Below are 21761 nucleotides of genomic sequence, written 5' to 3'. Positions count from 1 at the left end.
CATAACACTGTTACGTTGTAAACTAACAAGCAGCCTGAAACTGCCCCCTCCTGTTCAAAGGCGGCTTCTCCTCTCCACTCATGCACAAGTAGAAACGGCATAGCCGTCCTTTTAAAGGACGGTACCGTTTCAGCGAGAAATAGAAGGATAACTTATCGTGTGAAACATATAAATACTTATATTTTCAAAAAACAGGGCAGACCCCAGCCCTTCCCCGGCTTCGGATCTGCCCTCTATACTCCATTCTAAGAACGCACAACGCCCTTCTGCCGCGCTTCCCGCAGCCATTTCGGGTACTCGTTGAACAGCCGGTCATACAGGTCCTCATCGCTCACCTCGTCCAGATCATCCAGCGCGAAGAAGTCGGCATTATCCACATAACGGCCCTGCAGATCATCAAGCTCACGGAGTACGCCATAATCCGCATTGCCCAGCCCTACAAACTGCCAGAAGATATTATGCTTCGAGCTCTGGATCAGCAGCTTCGATATTTTGGGCGTCTCATAGATGCCCCCGTCGCTGAAGAACACCACATAGACCGGCAGGTCGCCCGGCTCCTCCTTCGTATATTTCTTGATCAGATCCGCCATAACCACCGGCTCGTTGTTCCCGATGCCCAGTCCCCCGAACATCTTCGGTCCCGGATAGGTCCGCTTCACATAATCCTCATAGCCGTGTTCATTTACGCTCGGCATTCTCTTACTCTTGGTGGCGAAGAACCAGACATCCAGCATCCCGTCATCATCCATCTTAGCCGCCACAGCCAGCACCCGTTCAAAAGCCCGCTGCACGACTCCCTTCGCATATAATTGCGCCATAGAGCCAGATGCATCGAACACCACGGCCACCCTTGCCTTCTCCTGGTCGAGATTCTTCTTGCGCAGTGAAATTCCAACCTGCTGCTTCAGAAGATCAATCTTCGTCAAATTCAGTGCTGGCCGGGGAGCCTCCTCCTGGACTGCATCCTTAGGGGGTCCGCTGTATGTAGCCGCTGCTTCGGTATGGCCTGATACCGGCCCAGCCTCTGCTCCGCTGCCGTTATCCGGCGCCTCGTCTTCTACCTCAACCCCGTGCGCTTCCGCCAGCGGCTTCAGTCCGCCATGGAAGCCCCGTCCGACCGCGCGCAGCTTGAAGCCCCCGCCGTGGCGGTACAGCTCTGCCAGCACGAGCGAGGTCTCGGCATTGCCTTCCACAATCTCATACACCAGCTCCGTGTCCTTCCCTGCCGCGCTGATCCTGCAACCTCTGACATCGGCGAAGGTTCCGGGGCCGTCCAGCGTAGCCGCGAAGACACATTTATCGATGCCCGAGGCGCTAAGCGCACTTAGATCAATTGCGAACTCCCCGCTGTATTTATCAATAGAATTGAATACGACCGTGTGCTTGGGGTCAGCCGGCTGATTATAAAAGATAAAGAAATCATCGGACGGTACCTTCCCGTTCTCGCCCACCATGAAGCAGCTGATATCCAGAATAGCCGGAGAACTGCTGCAGGATATCTTCACGGTTGCCTGGGTGGAAGCCTCGTCCAGCTTCGCATTGGAGCCGCTTACCAGCTTGATTATATTAGGATTCATGAATGCACTCTCCTACTCTCTCATATGTAATTCCAGGATGTACCAGATCGCGTTCTGCAAAAAGGAGCAGACCATTCCCTGCTAAGGATATGTCTGCTCCTGGTTGATCAAAGACTATGACTCTCCATACAGCCGTTATCTCAGGCTATCTGCGGAGTGCTCTGCTTATAGCGATTCGATGGCTGCAGCCAGAAAAGTCTTATTCTTCAGACTTCTCAGCTTCGGCTGCTCCCTCGGCTGGAGCGGCAGCAGCTTCATCAGCCGGCTCTTCCATCACGAGCGGAGGCGAGATCCGTACAATCAACGTATCTTCAGGGGTAAGAATCTCCCAGCCTTCATGCTTCGGCAGATCGGATACCAGCAATTGATCACCGATCTCCAGGCTGCTAATGTCTACATCAAAGGAAGCTTCCAGCTTGTCCGGCAGGGTACGGATGTCCAGCTCATACAGCTCGATCTGCTGCACGCCGCCGCTCTTGACGCCGGCAGGGTCACCGGTGAAGTTGAAGGCTACCTTGGTATCCAGCTCCGCCTTCATATCAATCTGCTGCAAATCTACATGAAGCAGTGTACGGGATAACGGCTGGCGCTGCACTTCCTGAATAACTGCATTCTTCGAGCCGGAGCCCGGGAATTCGACCTTCAGGATGGCACGCGGGTTTTTGCCGAGAATATCATTAAGTGTTTTGGCATCTGCTGAGAAGGACTGGGTATCTGAACCTGCACCGTATACTACAACCGGTACAAAACCTTTACTGCGCTGGGAAGAATTCGATCCGGATCTTTCAGTCAAGCGTACTGTGGTATTCATGATATTTCCTCCTAATAGTTTTTTGAGCGCTACGCCCTTCGTTCGTAAAGCCGGGCAAATCGCCCGGGGGCGGCGTACGCCAAGTAGTGTCAGCATAGCTGCAATAAAAAACAAGACCAATTAGCCCTTATGTCTAATCAGTCTCTTATTAACCATATTTGCCTGCTATGGAATCAGTATAGCACCGGGAAATAAACAAGTCAAAATAGGGTATTTTTCAAATCCAATCCATATTTAAAAATGATTATGCTAAATAACAGACTAAAAATGGCCTCCGGTGCCGCTCTTCTCCTTTCTCGCTTTTTGCAGCACAGGGTAGTAAAATAAAAGCACTATATCCTGAATGGAGTGAAGATACATGGAACTGATTGCTAAGGGAGAAGGACGTTTCTATATCGCTGGTGACGGAAAAGACCTGGCCGAGATTACATACAGAACCGAAGAGAACACAGGGAATTTGGTGATTGATCATACCTTTGTCTCCGAAGATCTGCGCGGCCAGGGTGCGGGAGAGAAGCTTGTTCGGGCGGTTGTAGACCTGGCCCGTGAGCAGAATGTCAAGATTGCACCGGTGTGCCCGTATGCGGCCCATCAATTCGAGAAGCACACGGAATACAAGGATGTGCTCAAATAGGAGGAAGATCGTTTGACGAATACAGATACACTGACACAGATTGAAGAGCTGCAGCGGCGCTGCGAGCAATATGAGGGCATTGCCTTGAAGCTGAACTGGGACATGCTTCGGCATCCCGGAGAAGCAGGCGGTGCGCAATACCTGGTGACCTATGACAATGATGTGCTGACCGGATTCATCGGCCTGTACGGGATCAGCGGTGATATGGAGGTCTGCGGCATGGTCCGGCCGGGCTACCGCCGCCGGGGGATCTTCAGCTCCCTCTGGAAGCAGGCAGAGACCATCATCCGGCAGGACAAAATGAAGACACTGCTGCTGAACACCCCTGCGGCTTCGGCTTCAGGCAATGCCTATCTGAAGACCTTGCCGGTTGCCCTCAGCCATTCGGAGTTTCAGATGAAATGGGAGGGTAAGGGCAGCAAAGTCAGAGCCTCAGAGGTCAGTTCAGCCTCCGGCAATGTGCTGCTCCGGCCTGCTCGCCCTGAGGAGACGCCTCTGCTCATCGCCTTCGACTGCGACGGATTCCAGATGACCGAAGAGGACGCCGCTGAAATGTATGAGCTAAATGAACAGGAAGGCTCACAGGAGCACATTATCATTGAGCTAAGCGGCCAGCCCGCCGGGAAAATGCGCCTGTGGTCCGAGGACAACGAGACCTGGATCTACGGATTTGTGGTGGACAAAAAGCTGCGCGGTCTCGGCATCGGCCGGAGTGCCCTCCAGCAGACCATCGAGCGGGAGCAGCGGAATTATAACGGAGTGAATCTGGAGGTTGCGCTGGATAACCCGAATGCGCTGAAGCTCTATGAGAGCTGCGGATTCGTCGTGCTTAACCAGCAGGATTATTACACCTTTCCATTGAACAGCTAGCTTGGCAAGGAGTTTCAATAAGCATAAAGCATACATTGGATTCGTGCGCCTGCGTATGAGCACAATGTATGCTGTTTTTCGCATACAATTCCTAAACAAGCAAAAAGCATCCCCTCACGGTCAAATGACCCGGAAGGAGATGCTTTTTGTGTCGTCTTCATTTCAGCGTCTGCTTCTACATCAGTCCATAGCCCCGCACCTGGGCTTCATCCCGGTCACTGCGGCGGTTGCTGCATTTCACGCAGCCTGCTGCCTGCTCTTCCCGCTCCAGGAAGACAGACAGCAAGCGCACATAATCCAGCGATTCCTGCAGGGGCATGTCTGCCCCGTCATACAGCTGCCTGCGGCCATCCAGCAGCGAGTAGATGGCGATCGTCTCCGCCGGCTTCCCGTAAGCCTTATGGCAGAATACATTCGCCATATGCAGAAATCCGGTAATCACCTGCTGGTCAGCGTGTACCATGAATTTCTGGATATTCAGACTGCGTCCCGTAAGCTCCGAATTCCAGGCCAGCTGAAAAATCACCGCCAGCTCAATCTCAAGCTCCCGGACAGGAACATGCCACTGCTCGAAACGCATCACCGGAATCTCCCGGGCGAAACTGCCCGTGACTATCCGCATCAACTCATCGGCCACTGCCTGCTTGACATCCCAGTAATGCATTAGGGAAGGAAAATCGTTGCCCTTCGGCGGCCAGCGGCGCTCCAGCAGAAACTGGACCGGCGTCTCCCGGCGCACCTCGGGCCGGAGACTGTAGAAGTCATTAAGCGTATGTCCGACTGCATATTGAACCTGCTGTCTCCAGCGGGGAAGGCCGGTAGCAGGAGCTCCGCTGCCGGCCACCTCGGCCCCGCCCAGCATGATGTGCTCCATGCGGTAATCATTCAGGCGTCTATACCGGCCAGCTTCAGTATCCGGCTTCGTTCCTGTGAAGTCTCCTGCCGCCGCGCCCATCCTTAAGAGACCGCCGCGCAGGTCTCGATGAACTGGCGCCCGTAGGTGCGGCAAGCCTCTTTCTCCGCTGCATTCGGACCGTATTCAATCTTCAGGCTGGGCTGCACAATCTCGGCTCCGCGCTCCTTCAGCTTCTCTTCAATCTGATCCACCGCTCCGCAGTAGATCTCGTACCCGGTATCTCCGCTTCCGAAGGCCGCCGCCTTACAGGCGCTAAGATCAAGCCCATCCAGCTCTTCATAGAAATCCAGGAATTCATCCGGCAGCTCGCCGTCTCCCCATGTGTATGCTCCCAGCAGTACAGCCTCATAAGCTTTTATCTCATCCGCATTACAGTCGGTGACCGATTTCAGTACCGCCTCTCCGCCTGCCGCGCGTATTCCTTCCACGATCAGTTCAGCGATTTCCTCCGTATTGCCAGTTAAGCTGGCATATGCCACTAGCACTTTAGCCATGACTTTAATCCTCCCAAGGTACAAATGAAATTATTCTCTATATCCGGTCTCCTAAGCCAACCTCGTCTTGCTTACTTCACGCTGTGCTAATCTCATTCTATTTGATAATGATTATCATTGTCAACAATTAAAAAGCGCTTCTGCTCTTATCCTGGTCATCCTTCCCGCACAACACAAACAGCGCCAGCTCAGGACATAACTGCTGCCCGGAGCTGACGCTGCTCATTATTGCTTTTGTCATATGAAGTGTGGAACGATTAATACCCGCCTTCCAGCAAGGTAATTGCGTTGCCGTCGGGATCACGGAAATTCATCTCTTTACCGCCGTACTCCATGGTTGCCGGAGGCTGGCAATCCAGTCCTTTCGCCTTCAGCTGCTCGTACGTTTCATCCAGACTCCCGCAGGAGAATACCAAATTAACGGTTCCGGTAGTAAGGTTCTCCCACTTGTCAGCGTTCCATATAATGATGCCGGGCTGGCTGGCGTCTATCGCAATTTTGGCCCCGCCAGCTTCTCCATAGCCCTCGAATGGAACAGGAATGCCGAGTACCTCCGAGTAGAATGCTACCAGAGCTGCGGGGTCTTTACTGTACAGATTGATGCCGTCAAATGTTGTGATCATAATGATATCCTTCCCTTCATTGCTTGTGATGTGATCGGGCTGGTGTCAGCCGTTCTATGCTCATTGTACTTCTGCCTGCATGGCTTGTATTGCAAAAAAACGACATCAGCTCCGGGCATGGCTCAGCGCATCCAGCGGGGTCTTGCCTGCGAATTTCTTGAAGTTGTTGATCAAATGCGACTGATGGCTGTACCCGTAGGTGAACACTAGATCCTGCATTACACCTTGGGTCTGCTCAGAACGGTACAGATCCAGCCAGACATTCTGGAAGCGGATCAGATCGGCCACTTTTTTGGGCGGAAGACCGATATGCTGCCGGAACAGCCGTTCAAGCTGGCGGCTGCTTAAGCCCGAGCTGCTCTCCAGTGCCCCTGCCGTCATGATCCCGCGTGAAGTAAGCAGCCTATGAACCGCGTTCATCATCCCGTCACTGCTCCGATTTCCCCGTTCCAGTCTACGCAGAAGGAAGACTTCAGCAGCAGCAATGCGCTCAGTCATTGTACGGATATGCTGGAGCCTGTCTCCCAGTTCCTTACGGAAGGTCCGGAAATAATGCTCTACCGGAACATGCACATTCAGTACCTCTGTCAGCGGCTCGTCTGCGAAGAGATGAACGGCCCAGAAATGAAACCGGATAGCGAAACGCTGCGCCGACATAGGCTGTGCTGCTTGTCCTGTCTCGAACGGACTGTCATTAATCCCGCAAAAAATACCGCCCGACTCCCCTGTCCGCTCATCCCATTCCCATATAATATCCATGCAACTGTCAGGTATAACGGTCTCCGTCCGCTGCGGCGGCGGGGGCTGTGCTCCTGATCCCCAGAAGCAGCGGATATACGGCTGAAGCAGCCTGCCCGGCAGATACTCGCCGCCCCCGGCCGGATTGGCTGTAATCGGATGATACAGCGCCGAAAGATTATACAACTGAGTGCAGCCTCCTTCCCTTGCTGTAACCTTGTATTCAGATCATACACAATCCCTGTACGAAGCGCCAGAACGCCAGCTTTTCGATGGAATAAGCGCTCTGCTTATCGAATGATTATCTTGTAAACGGATCTGTCCTGCATTTCCTGGTAATATTATACGCCTGCTGCTTGTTGGCTACACTGGGAATAGTCGCAGCTTTGCAACCATTTTGTTTGTAGCTGCGGGCTTAAATGTTGTACAATAAAGGCTAAATGACTTTTTGAAGGATGGATTAATAATGTATATAGCCAGTGATTGGAAAGACTATGAAGTGATCGATACCGGGGGCGGGGAGAAGCTCGAACGCTGGGGCGATATTATCCTGCGCCGGCCGGACCCGCAGATCATCTGGCCGCTGGCCAGCGAGAGCGCCAAATGGCGGGATGTGCACGGACATTATCACCGCAGCTCCGCCGGAGGCGGACAGTGGGAGATGAAGAAGACGATACCGGAGGACTGGAAAATCAGCTACGGCAAGCTGAAGTTTAACCTCCGCCCGACGAACTTCAAGCACACCGGGCTGTTCCCGGAGCAGGCGGCCAACTGGCGCTGGATGATGGACAAGATCGCAGCGGCTAACCGCCCGATCTCCGTCCTCAACCTGTTCGCATATACCGGCGGAGCCACTGTTGCGGCAGCAAGTGCCGGAGCCTCCGTCGTGCATGTTGATGCGGCCAAAGGAATGGTGCAATGGGCCAAGGAGAATGTAGCCCTGTCCGGTCTTGCTGACAAGCCGCTCCGCTTCATTACCGATGATGTATTCAAATTCGTCCAGCGCGAACAGCGCCGCGGCAGCAAATACGATGCTATTATTATGGACCCTCCGTCCTACGGAAGAGGGCCGGGCGGAGAAATGTGGAAGCTCGAATCCAGTCTCTATCCCTTCCTGGAGAGCTGCATGGAGATAATGAGCGACCGTCCGTTATTCATGCTGATTAACTCCTACACGACCGGTATCTCGCCAACCGTACTGCGCAACATGCTGTCGATGACCATGGGTAAGCGCTATGGCGGCAAGCTGAATTCCGGTGAGATCGGCTTGCCGATTACAGCCTCCGGCATGAATCTGCCTTGCGGAATTCTGGGCCGCTGGGAGGCGTAAGCCATGACCGGAACGAATAACGGTACAGCAGGAGAGTCCGGCAGCAGCCCCTCCCGGTTCGAGATTCTCTATGAGGACAACCATCTGCTAGGCATTGTTAAGCCGGTCAACATTCCCGTTCAGGAGGATGCTACAGGCGACCCGGATCTCCTGACCCTGCTGAAGGAAGATGTGAAGGAACGCTACGCGAAGCCGGGCAACGTCTTCATGGGACTGGTTCACCGGCTTGACCGGCCTGTAGGCGGGGCGATGATCTTCGCCAAGACCTCGAAGGCAGCCTCCCGGCTATCTGCGAGTGTCCGCACCCATGCCTTCCAGAAGGTGTATCTGACAGTGGTGCATGGTCAGCTTCCGGGCGCAGAGGGCCGGCTGGAGCATACGCTGCTGAAGGACCCTAAGAGCAATACCGTCCAGGCTGTCCGGGAGGGGACGCCGGGCGGCAAGCAAGCCATCCTTGATTATACCGTGATCGGTACCGCAGAAGGCTATTCTCTGGTGAGGATTGACCTGCTGACCGGCCGCTCCCACCAGATCCGCGTTCAGCTCAGCAACATTGGCTGTCCGCTCTATGGAGATCAGAAGTACGGCGCGGCCGTGAACAGACCGGGACAGCAGATTGCCTTATGGTCCGCTCTCACCCGGTTCCCGCATCCGGTGACCAAAGAGGAAGTGGAGCTGCTCTCCCTGCCTCCCCGGTCCTATCCCTGGAATCTATGGACTCCGCAAATTCAAAAGCAGGCTATCCTTTAACGGACAGCCTGCTTTTTTACATTAATAAATGAATAGGTTCTCAGTTGGTGCTTATACGGACTGTACCGAAGCTGCGGCGTCCACTGCCGGGGCAACCGCCATCTTTCCCATAAGGTAGAGCAGCAGCTGCTGGTTATGGGAGGAAATGGGGTCCAGCGCTTCTGCAAAAAAGTCACTGCGGACCTTCAGTCCGCGCAGCGTCTCCTGCTGGCCTGTCTCGGTGATGCTCACCCAGACAATTCTGCGGTCCGCGGCATCGCGTTCACGAACAATCAGATTATGCTTCTCCATCCGGTCAAGCAGCATCGTCACGGCCGCCGGGCTGGTCGCCAGATGAGGGGCCAAATCAGAAGGCTTCATCGCATCACGCTCCTGCAGCAATTCCAGTACGGTTAGCTGGGCATCAGTCAGTGTAGGGGCAAGCTTGCTGTCCATATGTAGCTTATAGTCCTTTAATATCTTATGCCAGATTTTACTGAATTCAGTGGAGTGCACACTTATTCCTTCCTTTCCTGCGGATCTCTATCCGGTATATTAACTTTTTCGCCAGAAAAATTCCAAATCCTTCAAGGACGAAAAATAAAATCTTATCTGCAACTGTTGCCCCCAAATTAAAAGCGCAGGCAACCCGTTACTCCTGAGCTGCCCGCGCCATTCCATGCGGTCTTATATTCTTACTTGACGGCCTGAAAAAGAATAGAGATCTCGTCCTTCTTCTCGACAGCAACCAGCTGCTTGCCTGTAGAACGGCGCTCAGCAATCGGTGCCGACTCGGAGGAGAACGAATGTACAACGCCGCTCTGGGTGATAGCGGTCAGCTCCAGCGGCTCCTTGCAATAGAATGCGCCTGCCAGCCTGCTGCCATTCGGGCGGACACGCTTGCCTTCCTTGAACTCGAAGGTTGGCATCCCTTTGCCTCCGCGGCTCTGGGAAGGATAATCCACCATCAGGGAACGCTTGGCATAGCCGATGTCGGATATAGCCAGAATCTCGCCTTCATCCTCACTGACCCAGAAGCAGGAGACCACTTCATCTCCTTCACGGAGCTGTATTCCCCTAACTCCTGTGGCCACCCGGCCCATAGGATTCACTTCATTCTCACGGAAACGGATGCTCATACCGTCACGGGTAACCAGCACGATGTCCTTGTCACCCCTGCTCTGCGCGACTGTAATGATCTCATCGCCTTCGGCCACCTTGCAGGCGGCAACGGCTCCGGAACGGCTTGTGGAGTACTCCTTAAGCTCTGTACGCTTCACCTGGCCCTTGCGGGTGATGAAGACCAGACTTGCCTGCGGATCCTCCAGGTTGCCGACTGGCAGCACACTGACGACACCGTCTCCCTTCGCCAGTCCGAGCACGTTAACGATGGCCGTCCCCGGATCTTTCCATTTGAACTCTGGAATCTGATGAACGGGAAGCAGGAAGTATTGACCCTTGCGGGTGAAGACCAGCAGGCTCTCCCGGGTATTCAGATCCAGCAGCTTGACGATATGATCGCCATCCTTCACACCTGAAGAGTGGCGCTCCCCGCCCGAACGGGTGAATGACAGCATACCGGTCCGCTTGATATAACCGTCCGCAGAGAGTGCAACCAGCACATCCTCCGCATTAACCAGAACCTCCATGTTGACCTTAAGCTCCTCTACCTCTCCCTGAATCAGGGAACGGCGGTCGATTCCGTATTTGTCACGGATCTCCAGCAGCTCCTTGCGGATAACGGTAATCAGCTTCTTGTCGCTATCCAGAATCCCCTGAAGCACAGCAATCCGGGCCAGCATCTCATCCAGTTCCTTCTGAAGGGAGTTAATCTCCAGATTAGTGAGGCGGTAGAGCTGCAAGGTAAGGATGGAATCCGCCTGCCGTTCGCTGAAGCCAAACATCCATACCAGATTATTCTGGGCATCCTGACGGTTCTTCGAAGCTTTGATGGCAGCGATGACTTCATCCAGAATATTCAGCGCCTTGACCAGTCCCTCCAGGACATGGGCACGGTCCTCCGCCCGTTCCAGATCGAACCGGGTACGGTGGGTGACCACTTCACGCTGATGGGCAATGTAGGCTTCAAGGATCGCTTTGAGCCCCAGCTGCTGCGGAGCCTTATTAACTATGGCAACCATATTGAAGTTGTAGGTGACTTGGAGGTCGGTTTTTTTGAGCAGGTAGGCTAAGACGCCTTGTGCATCTGCCTCCTTCTTCAGCTCCACCACGATGCGCAGGCCCTCACGGCCGCTCTCATCGCGGACCTCGGCGATTCCTTCGATTTTTTTCTCCAGACGGATGTTCTCCATGGAGGTCACCAGCCGTGACTTCACGATCTGGAAAGGCACCTCGGTGATTACGATCTGCTGCTTCCCGCCGCGCAGGTTCTCAATCTCCGTCTTGGAACGCAGATAGATACGGCCTTTACCGCTTCGGTAAGCATCCATAATGCCGTCTCCGCCCATAATGGTTCCGCCTGTCGGGAAATCCGGCCCTTTGATGAAGGTCATGATATCCTCCAGTGCAATGTCCGGCTTCTGCATGACAGCAATACAAGCGTCAATGACTTCCCGCAGGTTATGCGGGGGAATCTCCGTGGCGAATCCGGCTGAGATCCCGCTGGTCCCGTTCACCAGCAGGTTCGGATAACGGGAGGGAACCACCACCGGCTCCTTGGCCGTATTATCGAAGTTGTCCTTGAACAGAACGGTGCGCTTCTCAATATCGCGCATCATCTCCATGGCAATCGGAGACAGACGCGCTTCTGTGTAACGCATTGCCGCTGCCGGGTCATCATCCATGGAACCCCAGTTGCCATGTCCATCTACCAGCACATGCCCCATCTTCCACGGCTGTGCCATCCGCACCATCCCGTCGTAGATCGAGGAGTCCCCGTGGGGATGGTAGTTACCCATGACATCACCGACGGTTTTGGCTGACTTGCGGTATGGCTTATCCGGCGTATTGCCGGAATCGTACATGGCATACAGAATCCGGCGCTGCACGGGCTTCAGCCCGTCGCGCACATCGGGGATCGCCCGGTCCTGAATGATATATTTGGAATACCGGCCAAACCGGTCACCGACGACCTCTTCCAGAAAAGCCGGCAAAAATTGCTCTGATAAACTGCTCATATCCTCTTCACCTTCTGTTCCTCATTCTGTCCGCTTTTTTAAAGATTGATGATCTGACCGCTGCGCTCTTGCGTTAATAAATTCAAAAACCAAACAATATTTTGATAACAGGTAAGACCGTAACTGCGGTGATTTTGGCCTTCGGCCGCTGTTGTCTCCAGATTTTCTGATTTAGAACCGCTGATCGCGGTAAAAATCCGGAGACAAAGGCGGACGCTGACGCTCCTACAGTTCCAAAATCCCCTCCGTTACTTTCCCTTGTATCAGTTTAACAAAACATAGTTCACAATCCATTGAATTCAAGAACCAACCGCTGCGCGTAAACCAATCATCAAAAAATTAAAACGCGGAAGTAATCGTCACTTCCCATTACTCTCTTACATTTACTCCACGATCTCCGTGAAGTCGACGTTCTCGACAATCCAGCGCTTGCGCGGATCGACTTTATCACCCATCAGAGTGGAGACGCGGCGTTCGGCTTTGGCGGCATCCTCGATCTGCACCTGAAGCAGCGTACGCGAATCGGGATTCATCGTGGTCTCCCACAGCTGGTCCGGGTTCATCTCACCCAGTCCTTTGTACCGCTGCAGCTCGAAATTCTTCCCGAATTCCTTCAGATAATTCTGCAATTCCTCATCGCTCCAGGCATAGCGGACCGTCTCCAGCTTACCCGATTTACGCGTCAGCTTATACAGCGGCGGCTGAGCGATATAGACTTTACCGGCATCGATCAGAGGCTTCATGTAGCGGTAGAAGAAGGTCAGCAGCAGCACCTGGATATGCGCTCCGTCCGTGTCGGCATCGGTCATAATAATGATTTTGGAATAATTGCTGTCCTCCACGGCAAAATCAGGCCCGATTCCCGCACCGATTGCCGAAATAATCGCCTTGTATTCATCGTTCTTCAGGATATCCAGCAGTTTGGCCTTCTCCGGGTTCATCGGCTTGCCCTTCAGCGGCAGGATCGCCTGAATCTTGGAATCCCGGCCCTGCTTCGCAGAGCCTCCGGCCGAATCGCCCTCCACGATGAAGATCTCGGTACGTGTAACGTCCTTGGACTGTGCAGGCGACAGCTTGCCGCCCAGGTTCGAGCTCTCGCTGCGTTTCTTGCCGCTGCGGATCTCATCACGGGCCTTACGGGCCGCTTCACGGGCCTTGGAGGCCTGAATCGATTTCTTCAGCAGGCTCTGCGCCACCTGGGGGTTTTCTTCCAGGAAGCGGGCCATTTTCTCCGAGACAATGAAGTCCACGGCACTGCGGGCAGAAGCACTCCCCAGCTGATCCTTCGTCTGTCCGACAAATTCCACATCCGACATCTTGATGCTGATGACCGCCATCATGCCTTCGCGCAGATCATTGCCCTCCAGATTCTTGTCCTTCTCCTTGAGCAGCTGCGTCCGGCGGGCGTAATCATTCAGCACACGGGTATAGGCTGTCTTGAAGCCTGTCTCGTGTGTCCCCCCGCTGCGTGTAGGTATGGAGTTCACGAATGAAGCAATGGTCTCCGTATATCCCGCATTATACTGCAGCGCGATTTCCACTTCGATCTCGTCCTTCTCGGAGCTGAAATGGATCACATCGTGCAGGACATCCTTGCCTTCATTGAGGAATTGCACGAACTGGCTGGCGCCGCCTTCATAAAAGAATTCATCCTGACGCCCGCTGCGCTCGTCGCTCAGATTGATCCGCAGCCCTGAGTTCAGGAAGGCAATCTCCTGCACCCGTTCCGCCAGCGTATCATAGTTAAACGATATCCCTGCGGAGAAGACGCGAATATCCGGCTTGAAGGTAATCTTCGAACCGGTTTTATTCGTATTCCCCAGTATCTCAAGACCGGTTACAGGCTCACCGACATGCTCTTTGCCACTCTTGTCGACCCAGTATTCAAAGCGCTGGCGGTGAATTTTGCCTTCCCGGTAGATCTCTACTTCCAGCCACTCGGACAACGCATTGGTTACCGAAGCCCCGACACCGTGCAGGCCGCCCGACTTCTTGTAGCCAGAGCCGCCGAATTTGCCGCCTGCATGCAGAATAGTGAATACCACCTGCGGCGTTGGGACTCCTGTCTTGTGCATTCCGGTTGGTATTCCGCGTCCGTTGTCAATCACGGTTACCGATCCGTCTTTGCGGAGGGTGATATCAATCTTCGAGCAAAACTTCGCCAAATGCTCATCTACGGCATTATCTACTATTTCCCATACTAAATGGTGCAGACCCGAGGAACTCGTACTGCCAATATACATGCCGGGCCGTTTGCGGACCGCAACCAGACCTTCGAGCACCTGAATGTCGTCAGCATCGTATCCAGTCCGGGCTGCTTCGCCGTTCTTAGAGACTTTTGCAAACATATCGATCTGTTCGAGCATTCATGCTCCTCCTTCTCTTGTCTTCCTATCTCTCTAAAATGCAAACAAACGTTTTCGTTCACTTTGTACATTCTAATTCAAAATATCCCGTTTCGTAAAGACGGCGAATGAAATGATTACGGCCGCAAGCCCCCAAATGCCCAGAACCGCCATCGAAAAGCCCAGTGTCATGCCCTCAATCGGCGCAGGAGTGCCCGCTAAATAAGTAGTCAGCTCCATGTTGACCATAAATAAATATTTGGCCGCCGTCCAGGCGGAAGCCATGTTGGTCAGGATGGTTCCAGCAATCAGCGCCGCCATCATCACTACAATGCTCGCAGCCGTGCTGCGGACCAGCACCGATACCATGAAGGCCAGCAGGGCCACTACGATGCTGACATACCAGATCAGACCGCCCTGCATCAGCAGGTACTTCCACTGCTCTACGGCATGAACCTTAGTCATATCCACAGTATCACCGTTTAGCTGGAAGCCTGTGAAGACCGGAACATTGAACCCCTTATAGCCAAAAGCCAGCCCCGAGATCAGATAGCTGATTACGAATACGGACAGGACTATTAGCGAGACGAACATCAGCAGCGCCGCCATTTTGCTGAACAGCACCTTCCAGCGTCTGACCGGGCGGGTCAGCAGCATTTTGATCGTGCCTGTCGTCCGCTCCCCGGAGACCAGGTCGGAAGCAACCGCCATGATCAGCAGCGGAATAAACAGAGAGACGGAATTATTGACAAACTCCCGGGTGAACGTCACTCCGCTCGGCTCATTCGGATTCACATCATGATCCAGATAATACTGTAATTGCTGGAGGAAAATCCGCCGGTACGATTTCCATTCCTCCGGTATCCGGTCGCTGCCGAGTGAGTTCTGGTTGTCGGTAATCTGCTGCTGGATCTCCAGTCTCCAGTCAGAGTTAAATTTGTCACGGCTGCGTTCGGCTATACGCATTTGTGCATAGGTAAACATTGGGACCAGCACGAGCAAGATGAGCAAGATGACATAGAAACGTTTCTTTTTAATAATCTTCAGACACTCATTTCGGATGAGCGGCAGCAGGTTAGTCAATGGCTTCACCTTCCGTTAGCTTCAAGAATAGCTGTTCCAGTGTAGGGTTGATTTTATGCACAGCCCGGACTTCCACCTCTTGTGCAACCAGCACGGCGACAATCTCCGGGATCAGCTCCTCGTCCATCACCGTAACCAGGGAATTCACGCCCATGCCTGCGATGACCGAGTCATCCAGGGTAACCTCGTCCAGATGAAGCAGAGCGATATCCGGCCGGCTAGCCATGATGTCTCTTGCCCGCTGAAGCGGCTCCAGCTCCCACAGGACATACGGTGAGTTACGGGCAACCAGCTCGTCTACAGCGCCTACAGCGAGTACGCGGCCTTTACTGATAATGGCTACCCGGTCGCACAGCAGCTGAATTTCGCTCAGTAAATGACTGGACACAAAGACCGCCAGTCCTTCGTCTGCCAGCTTACGGATGAATTCGCGCAGCTCCTTGATCCCCTTGGGGTCCAGGCCGTTGGTCGGCTCATCGAGAATCAGCAGCCGGGGACGGCCGAGCAGGGCTTGGGCAATACCGAGCCGCTGGCGCATCCCGAGCGAATACGTGCTGACTTTATCCTGAATGCGCTGATCGAGCCGCACGATTTCAACGACCTCGTTAATCCGCTGCGCGTCTACTCCGGGTTGCATACGGGCGAAATGCTGCAGGTTCTCCCAGCCCGTCAGATACGTATAGACCTCGGGATTCTCGACGATCGAGCCGACGTATTGCAGCGCTTTTTCCGGATTCCGGTTCACATTGTAGCCGCAGACGGTAATCATCCCTTCACTCGGGCGGATCAGATCCACCAGCATGCGGATGGTTGTGGTTTTGCCGGCTCCATTCGGACCGAGAAAGCCGAAAATCTCGCCTTTTTTCACATCAAACGTGACATCATCTATAATCCATTTGCGGCCGATTTTTTTGCGGACACCCCGGGCGGACAGGACGACTTCTTCCCCCGGTGCCTCATGAATAGTTCTCGCCATTTTATACAGCTCCTTGCCACAGTCATTTCTGTTCGAATAATCTCTTGATCAACGAACTGCTTGTACAATCCGCTCGCTCATCCGCTGATAACCGTCCCCGTTCGGGTGAAAATGATCGCTCGACAGGTATTTCGCCAAATGACGGTCAAACAGGTCAAAGGTCGGGACCAGCGTCATGTTCTGATGTCTGTTGATCATATCCATAGCCGCATTATTCCACGCCGTTACCGCCTGATTACCGGGAATTAGCAGCCCCTCGATATCTCCGAAGGGATTATACAGTCCGATGTAATAGACCTGGGCCTGCGGATTCACTTCTGCAACTGTATCCAGTATGCTGCCCAGCCGTTTAGCGGCCCCGGGCAGAGCGGAGAGGAGCGATTCCGGGGTCAGATCACCCGCAGATGCGGTTGGAACCGGCGCTACGCCTTCTACCTTGTTATTCGCAGGGGCTGTGCTCTGAGGTGCCGTTTGCTCCGAAGGCTTCGCTGAAGCGGCTGCTTGTCCGCTGCTCCCGCCTGTGCCCAGAATATCCGAGCCCCGGAACAGATCGTTCCCGCCAATGGAGATCAGGATCACATTCGCCTGACGCAGCGCGTACTGCACCCCTTCCTCTTGAAGTTTGCTCTGCAAGGCAGCTGTGGTCAGGCCGTTAATGCCCATATTGCCCAGCAATTCTGCCTTTCCTCCATTGGCCGACAAGGCATCCACGGTCCGCTTAACAAAGCCCTGCCCAGAGTTGTCGCCGGTCCCTTTGGCCAGAGAATCGCCAAGCGCCAGGATCTTGTATTCGTCACTTACCGCGGCTGCCTTTGCAGCCGTCTCCTGCGGAAGGGAGGAGAGGAATTGCTCCCCCTTCGGGTTCATGATATCGCCCACTGCATACACAAATCCTGTAATCAACAGTAAAGTTGCCAGGATGGACACCAGGCTCACTGTCCTCCAGGTCCATTTGGAATCATTCAATGCTATCCCTCCATCTGCCGTACTCTTCTGCTTAGCCCATTATTCACAGCATTATTAACTATGTAGATAAACATAATTCTTCTTTGCACAATTTGCAAACGAAAGAGGTGAGTTTAGGTGGGGGGCACGGCTGCGGTGATTTTGGACTTACGGCCGCTGTTGTCTTTGGATTTCCTGATTCAAACCGCTCCTCGCGGTAGAAATCCAAAGACAAAGGCGGACGCATTCGCTCCTACAGTTCCAAAATCCCCTCCGCCACTTCACACCTAAACGGTGAAAGCAGTAGGGCGGCACGATAGCGCTGCGCTGATCGTGCAAAGACCAATATTACTTCCATATCCTAAAAAACATAAAAACGCCCCCCGGCAGTGCCGGAGGGCGGAGTTAACGTTACTTTGAGATACTTCGGATTATTTACCGATGAATTCCTGGACCCAGTAGTTATTATCGAAGCCAACACCGATGTAGTTGAAATTCGCGCTCAGGATGTTAGCCTTATGACCCGGGCTATTCATCCACGCGGTCATAACTTCCTGAGGGGTCTTCTGGCCCATAGCGATATTCTCACCAGCCGCCTTATACGTAATGCCGAAGGCCGACATCATATCGAAAGGTGATCCGTAGGTTGGAGAAGTGTGTGAGAAATAGTTGTTCGAGCGCATGTCCGCTGCCTTCGCCGCAGCCACTTTGTTCAGGCTGTCCAATGCAGAGACAGGGGCTAGTCCAGCTGCAGCGCGCTCTTTGTTCACCAGAGCAACTACTTGCTGTGTGTAACTTGAGGCGTTAGTACCAACCGCAGGAACTGCAGATGGAGCCGGAGCCGGAGCCGGGGTTACCACAGGTTTTGCAGTGGCAACGGGTGCCGGTGCTGGCTTAGCTGTTGCTGCCGGGGCTGCTGTAGCCACTGGTGCAGCTGTGACAACCGGCTTAGCCGGAGCTACCGGCTGTGCTGCCGGGGCAGCTGCAACTGGCGTTGTGTATACAAAGGTTTTAGTGACAGTGTAAGTATTACCACCCAGTACAAAAGTCTTCGAATTGTTCTGCGTGAAATATTCCATGAGCTGTGTGAAATTCATATCTGATCCGGCTGCCGTAGGGGCACCGGCTGCTGCTGCGTTTGCTTGTAATGGAAGAGAAATGCCAAGCGCCATAACTGCGGCTACGCTTCCACCTATCACTCTTCTCAAAGTATTGCTTTTCATTCTGCCATCTCCTTAATCTTTGTTGTGGTATCTCGTGCTGCCAGGGGTGTCGGTCCACAAATGTTACAAAGTTGTAATCTGTTCCTAAGTCATTGTAACACAAAACTATCAGCTGTGCGCTTCTAAATTTTGTAATTTTATAGATAAAGAGGCTTGTCCCCTCCAGCAGCGGCATATGAAACAGCATTGCCGTCCTTTTCAGGACGGCTGTGTCTACCCTATATATCGGCGCTTCTATAGAGATTGAGCATAGAAAATACTTAAAGGGGAAGTGGTGAAGGAAAATTTTGGAACTGTAGGAGCGATAGCGTCCGCCTTTGTCACCGGATTTGCACCGCAAATTGCGGTACAAATTAAGAAATCTGGGGACAACAGCGGCCGGAGGACCAAACATTCTCTGGAGTCACGCCCACCCCTATAAGAAAACTTCAAAGTACAATCGATATAATATTTATTTTAATGAAAAGACTGCCAGAACTCCCCTTCGGTCGAAATCAGGCCCATAATCTCTGCATACGGAATGCGGAAGGTTGGGAATCCTGCCGAATAAGGAGCAATCTCATAAGGGGCAAAATACAGATACAGCGCCTCCGCATCCACATAAAAGGGCTGATCCGCTGTGATACCTTTATACGTATCAGGGAAAACATAGGAATACTGCGGATCATTCGCAATCTGCTTGCCGACAATGTCACTGAGCTTCTGCACATATTTGCTGCCGGGCTTGAATAGATCGCTGAGCGTGTAGAATTTGCCGGTGCGCAGGTTGATATGCTCGTAGATCCGGGTAGGCATGCCGTGCGCAGCGCCGAACGGAAAATGATAACCGCTAAGCTCCAGCACCAGCAGATTCTTGCGGAAGAAGGAAACGGCGAAATCTCCCGTATAGCTGAAATCCTGTGTGCCTCCACCCGTCCCCGCGCCGTATGGGAGCGACAGGATGCGCAGCTTGTCATTTACTGCCTTCGAGATCTCGGCAACCGCGATCCCTTCCACGACCGGATAATAGACCAGATAATCCCGGTTCGGCTTGTATTTCTTCTCCAGCACAGAGTATGGCGGTCTGAGCGGTATGACCCCGTTTTGACGCCAGACCTGCTTGCCTTTACGGTCATAATAGGAGGTCCGCAGATCAATATCCGCACGGATCAGGCTGCCGCTGAAGGACAGTGACCCTGAGCCAGGGATGACCGGAGGCTGGGCGGATTTTTTCCCGCTGGTATCAATAAAATACGTATCCTTGGCATCGTACACCGACGCGAGTCCCTGCTGATAATTGTTCACGCCCAGCAGCGGGTGGGTGCTGAGAATCCGTCCGGTCAGCGCATCGGCTATAACATAGCTGGAGCCTCTGTAGGGCTGATCCGCATACAGCGGGGTCCCCAGCGCCACACGGTTCTCTCCCAGCTGCTGCACCTCATAGTAGACGGCGGGAATAATCATTTTACCCTGCTTATCGATCAGACCGTAGGCGTTGCCGTAATCCGCAGCTGTGTTAATCACCGCCCGGCCCTCCGAGAACGGCAGTGCTGCCGTATACTGCGGCTGGATAGCAATCGTACCGTCCGTGTGGAGATAACCGTATTTTCCATCCTGCGTTGCCTGAAAGGCCAGCAGCCCATCCCCCGGATACCCGACAAAAGGATGTTTGTACGTATGCAGCACCGCGCCATGAACATCAATCAGCGCATACTCCCCTTCGGCTATTTTGACTAGTGCAGTCCCATTCGAGAAATCCCCGGCGTCCAGATAGATGGCTGGCAGCACCTGTTTGCCCTGGGCATCCAGATAGCCATACAGCGAGTTCCCTCCGGTAGTATTCTGCTTGGAGAACAGTGCGCGGCCTTCGTGCAGCGAATTCAGATAGTCATAGCGCGCGGACGTCACTTCTTTGCCTTTTTCATCAATAAAAGTGTAGCCCTTCGCATCCGACACCACGGCCCGCCCCTCGGAAAAAGGACCAATAAAAGAATAGACCGGTTTGACCCGCTCCCGCCCGGAGCTGTCAATCAGACCGCTGACATTTCCCCGCTGCACCACCGCCAGGCCATTCTGCTGAAACTCCTCTGCATAGTCATATCTCGGCTCAATCACAATCCGGCCGTCGTTGTTGATATATCCCCACAGCGTCCCGTCCTTAAGGTTAAAAGGAGCCGGATGCAGCAGCTCTGCCCGCAGGCCTCCGCCGTCATCCGGGAGCACAATGAGCGCCTCCAGCGGCTTTTTGGAGTAGTCTACACGGTATAAGCCCGCCTCTGCCGGGATCGTCGCGAACAAATCCTCTTCCGCCCGGATGAAATCCTCCTCCTGCTGCGGAATACACTCATTCCAGCCGATACCGTCCCACCGCCATACCTCCGCCACAATCAGACCATTGTCATTCCCTTTTCCCAGCTCGTTCAGCTTAATCCTCAGCATGCTGTCGTTCTCCTTTACAAAGGCTTTTGCCTATAGAATATGAACGTGAGGGGGAAAGGGTGTGTCTGTGCTTGGGCGATAATAAAGCGGTAATAAAACGTTAATAAAACAGAAAGGCGATGTCGTAACTGCGGTGAGTTTTGGACTTCCGGCCGCTGCCCAGTTTGGATTTCCTGATTCGGACCGCTGCTCGCGGTAGAAATCCAAACCTAAAGGCGGACGCTCCCGCTCCTCCAGTTCCAAAATCCCCTCCGTTACTGCTGCCTTTCTGTTGGTGAACCTTAAGGGCAACACAAACACACCCTTTCGGAGGGTGTGTGCCGGGGATACAAGGGCTGCTGTGCCTGCCCTTGAAATATGAGACTAATCCTTCTGCTGGGCTGGCAAAGGATTAGTAAAACTCTATAAAAGATAAAAGTATAAAACTCTATTCTGTGGATTGGATAAATAAGTAAATGCGCATACATGTCGAACCTAACCGCTGCCTGACTTCTAACCTCTTGCCACTCGCTGTCCGCCGTCTGACTGCTTCCTGATTGCCGTCCGCTGCCTGCCATCTGACTGCTAACTGTCTGCCACCTGGGCACTAACAGCTGCTGTCTACCGCTAACCTCTTCGCCTCTGGAACAGAATAAAAACTAATAATTAGTTACGGGAAGCTGCAAAATTCTGCCCAAAATGCAACATTCGACTCCCTGCACCGACTTTAAACTAACTTTGTTGTATGAAATGCAGCATTTGCTCGCCCATACCCCACTTAGAAGAGAAAATGTTGTAATTCGTGCAGCAATCCCCCCCGAGTCCCCTGTTCCAGCTCGCCGGAGTTGCATTTATTGCAACAAATCATGATCACCTGTTCCGAGTAGCGGAGGGAATTCGAGAGCTGGAGGAGCGGTAGCATCTGGAGGTCCA

18 protein-coding genes are annotated in these 21761 nt (G+C 53.4%); 4 read left to right on the top strand and 14 right to left on the bottom strand.

Annotation, left to right across the window (positions count from 1 at the left end):
- Positions 1-245 precede the first annotated feature (245 nt).
- Positions 246-1577 carry a vWA domain-containing protein gene (locus C162_RS29395; RefSeq protein WP_036700776.1) on the bottom strand — a complete coding sequence of 444 codons (1332 nt, stop codon included), beginning with the start codon at positions 1575-1577 and terminating at the stop codon, positions 246-248.
- 199 nt (positions 1578-1776) lie between these two features.
- Complete coding sequence (locus C162_RS29390) at positions 1777-2388, bottom strand: 50S ribosomal protein L25 (RefSeq protein ID WP_036700774.1); 612 nt, start codon at positions 2386-2388, stop codon at positions 1777-1779.
- A gap of 358 nt (positions 2389-2746) precedes the next feature.
- Between C162_RS29390 and C162_RS29385 the strand changes: the two genes are divergently transcribed.
- Together C162_RS29385 and C162_RS29380 are read left to right on the top strand one after the other, a co-directional pair.
- Positions 2747-3022, top strand: coding sequence for a GNAT family N-acetyltransferase (locus tag C162_RS29385; RefSeq protein ID WP_036700773.1), 276 nt, complete (start codon positions 2747-2749; stop codon positions 3020-3022).
- A gap of 12 nt (positions 3023-3034) precedes the next feature.
- On the top strand, positions 3035-3892 hold the full coding sequence (locus C162_RS29380; RefSeq protein WP_036700770.1) for a GNAT family N-acetyltransferase: 858 nt from the start codon (positions 3035-3037) through the stop codon (positions 3890-3892).
- Positions 3893-4067: 175 nt separating this feature from the next.
- Here the strand turns inward: C162_RS29380 and C162_RS29375 are convergent, their stop codons facing one another.
- From C162_RS29375 to C162_RS29360, 4 genes are all read right to left on the bottom strand, one after another.
- The gene (locus C162_RS29375) at positions 4068-4901 is read right to left on the bottom strand and encodes a hypothetical protein (protein ID WP_156949738.1); all 834 of its coding nucleotides are present in this window, start codon (positions 4899-4901) and stop codon (positions 4068-4070) included.
- Positions 4850-5302 (bottom strand): flavodoxin, encoded by a 453-nt coding sequence (locus C162_RS29370; RefSeq protein ID WP_036700768.1) that lies wholly within the window; start codon positions 5300-5302, stop codon positions 4850-4852. The genes C162_RS29375 and C162_RS29370 overlap by 52 nt, the downstream gene beginning before the upstream one ends.
- 257 nt (positions 5303-5559) lie before the next feature.
- Positions 5560-5925 (bottom strand): VOC family protein, encoded by a 366-nt coding sequence (locus tag C162_RS29365; protein WP_036700766.1) that lies wholly within the window; start codon positions 5923-5925, stop codon positions 5560-5562.
- 105 nt (positions 5926-6030) lie between these two features.
- Entirely contained in the window at positions 6031-6849 is an 819-nt protein-coding gene (locus tag C162_RS29360) for a helix-turn-helix domain-containing protein (RefSeq protein ID WP_036700765.1), read from the bottom strand.
- A gap of 280 nt (positions 6850-7129) precedes the next feature.
- On the opposite strand from C162_RS29360, the gene C162_RS29355 reads away from it, so the two are divergent.
- Complete coding sequence (locus C162_RS29355; RefSeq protein ID WP_036700763.1) at positions 7130-7993, top strand: class I SAM-dependent methyltransferase; 864 nt, start codon at positions 7130-7132, stop codon at positions 7991-7993.
- A 3-nt stretch (positions 7994-7996) separates the two neighbouring features.
- Positions 7997-8743, top strand: a complete 747-nt coding sequence (locus C162_RS29350) for an RluA family pseudouridine synthase (RefSeq protein ID WP_036700760.1) — start codon at positions 7997-7999, stop codon at positions 8741-8743.
- 51 nt (positions 8744-8794) lie between these two features.
- Here C162_RS29350 and C162_RS29345 read toward each other — a convergent pair whose 3' ends face one another.
- The 8 genes from C162_RS29345 to C162_RS29310 all read right to left on the bottom strand — a co-directional run bounded on the left by C162_RS29345 (position 8795) and on the right by C162_RS29310 (position 20849).
- Positions 8795-9238, bottom strand: coding sequence for a MarR family winged helix-turn-helix transcriptional regulator (locus C162_RS29345; RefSeq protein ID WP_036700758.1), 444 nt, complete (start codon positions 9236-9238; stop codon positions 8795-8797).
- A gap of 179 nt (positions 9239-9417) precedes the next feature.
- On the bottom strand, positions 9418-11859 hold the full coding sequence (gyrA, locus tag C162_RS29340) for a DNA gyrase subunit A (protein ID WP_036700755.1): 2442 nt from the start codon (positions 11857-11859) through the stop codon (positions 9418-9420).
- Positions 11860-12242: 383 nt separating this feature from the next.
- Positions 12243-14225: a DNA topoisomerase IV subunit B gene (gene parE / locus C162_RS29335; RefSeq protein ID WP_036700752.1), complete on the bottom strand. Its 1983-nt coding sequence runs from the start codon at positions 14223-14225 to the stop codon at positions 12243-12245.
- A gap of 72 nt (positions 14226-14297) precedes the next feature.
- Positions 14298-15287: an ABC transporter permease gene (locus tag C162_RS29330; RefSeq protein ID WP_036700746.1), complete on the bottom strand. Its 990-nt coding sequence runs from the start codon at positions 15285-15287 to the stop codon at positions 14298-14300.
- On the bottom strand, positions 15280-16263 hold the full coding sequence (locus tag C162_RS29325) for an ABC transporter ATP-binding protein (protein ID WP_036700740.1): 984 nt from the start codon (positions 16261-16263) through the stop codon (positions 15280-15282). The genes C162_RS29330 and C162_RS29325 overlap by 8 nt, the downstream gene beginning before the upstream one ends.
- Positions 16264-16311: 48 nt before the next feature.
- On the bottom strand, positions 16312-17229 hold the full coding sequence (locus C162_RS29320) for a GDSL-type esterase/lipase family protein (protein WP_051494024.1): 918 nt from the start codon (positions 17227-17229) through the stop codon (positions 16312-16314).
- A gap of 410 nt (positions 17230-17639) precedes the next feature.
- A complete protein-coding gene (locus tag C162_RS29315; protein WP_051494023.1) occupies positions 17640-18431 on the bottom strand; it encodes a CAP domain-containing protein in 792 nt (263 codons plus the stop codon).
- A gap of 456 nt (positions 18432-18887) precedes the next feature.
- Positions 18888-20849 (bottom strand): WG repeat-containing protein, encoded by a 1962-nt coding sequence (locus C162_RS29310; RefSeq protein WP_036700738.1) that lies wholly within the window; start codon positions 20847-20849, stop codon positions 18888-18890.
- Between the last annotated feature and the right edge of the window lie 912 nt (positions 20850-21761).

It is taken from the genome of Paenibacillus sp. FSL R7-269 (assembly GCF_000517865.1).
GTDB lineage: Bacteria > Bacillota > Bacilli > Paenibacillales > Paenibacillaceae > Paenibacillus_AQ.
Note: the sequence above shows the minus strand (reverse complement) of the source record. Positions and strands in the feature narration are given on the sequence as shown.